The following is a 1,334-nucleotide window of genomic DNA, read 5'->3' on the forward strand; positions in this document are numbered from 1 at the left end:
TAAGAAAGCCATGCATACCAAAGTTAGTGTACATCGTGTCCTCACTATGTTGATTTGGATACCAATTTTGTAACGTACTATGTGCCAGTTTTCCCGTGGCAAACTTTGGCTTAACACAGAGAGCCAAAAACCGTTGACAGTAGGTAGCAAATCATCACGTTCTCAATTATTTTTAAGCAAAGTTGAATATGATTTTTCTTTTCTTAGAGTCGATTTCTTTGCCAGTAATGTTTACTTGAGTGCCAAGTGTAAAAGTTGTCGTTTGGCTTGAGATTTTTTGTTTGATCGCATCAAATTCAAAATCGCCATTTTGAAAACTGGATAAAGGTATGAGACCTTCGATTCTGTTTTCCTCCAGCTCTACAAAAACACCAAAGTGCGTAACTCCAGAAACGCTTCCCATGAAGTTTCGTCCAATAAATGGTTTCATGTAGTGGCATTTCAGTGCTGATTCAACCTCACGGCTTACTTCATCAGCTTGGCGAGATTGATGCGAACAGTGCACACTGAGTTGCTCAATCTCTTTTGTATCGTAAGGGTAACTATTCGAAATACCTGCTAGCTGGCGTATCGGCTTGAGCTTCATTAACAGGCTACGTAATTTACCAGTAGTTTTCTCTCGAAGTTTGGCACGGATGGCACGATGAATGAGTAAATCAGGGTAACGACGAATTGGAGATGTAAAGTGTGCGTAAGCATCGTCTGCTAAGCCAAAGCGACCCGAGTTTTTAGGCGAATATTCAGCTGGGCTTTGAGAGCGCAGCAGCAAGGTCCGTATTCTGTCACACTCATCCAAATCTCGAACTTGATCTAAAAGTGCGTTGTAGTCGTGAGACGTTGGCTTGTCACCCCCTGCCAAAGTTAGCCCTTTTTCCGCAAGTAACATTCTCAGTGAGGTTAGCTTTTTCATCTGAGGGCCAGAGTGGACACGATATAGGCTCGGTATTTTATTTAGCTCTAGAAATTGCGCAGTAGCAACGTTAGCGCACAGCATAAACTCTTCGATCATTCGGTGAGCGTCATTTCGAACAACAGGAACGATAGAGGCAATCTTCTTTTTGTTGTTTAGCTTAAAAGCGAGTTCTTGTGTATCAAAGTCAATCGCTCCACGAACTTTGCGTTGGCCAGATAAGTTCAAATATAAACGATGAAGATTCACCAAATACTGCGCCATATTATTTTTAGGGTTGTTGCTTTGGTATGTTGTTTTAGCCGAAGATTGCATGATAATGCGGTTAGCGTCGTCGTACGTTAATCTGGCATGATAGTGAATGATGCCTTCAGAAAACTCTGAATCTAGCATGTTACCCTCATCATCAAAGGTCATCTCGCAT

At 41.8% G+C, this 1,334-nt stretch carries 1 protein-coding gene; it reads right to left on the reverse strand.

Features of this window, described 5'->3' with window-relative positions:
- Nucleotides 1-172 precede the first annotated feature (172 nt).
- Nucleotides 173-1,334, reverse strand: a 1,162-nt coding sequence (locus R7E00_RS23655; protein WP_318124678.1) for an RNB domain-containing ribonuclease, incomplete at its 5' end; no start/stop codon positions are given.

The organism is Vibrio sp. Vb1755, assembly GCF_033338635.1.
Lineage (GTDB): Bacteria > Pseudomonadota > Gammaproteobacteria > Enterobacterales > Vibrionaceae > Vibrio > Vibrio alginolyticus.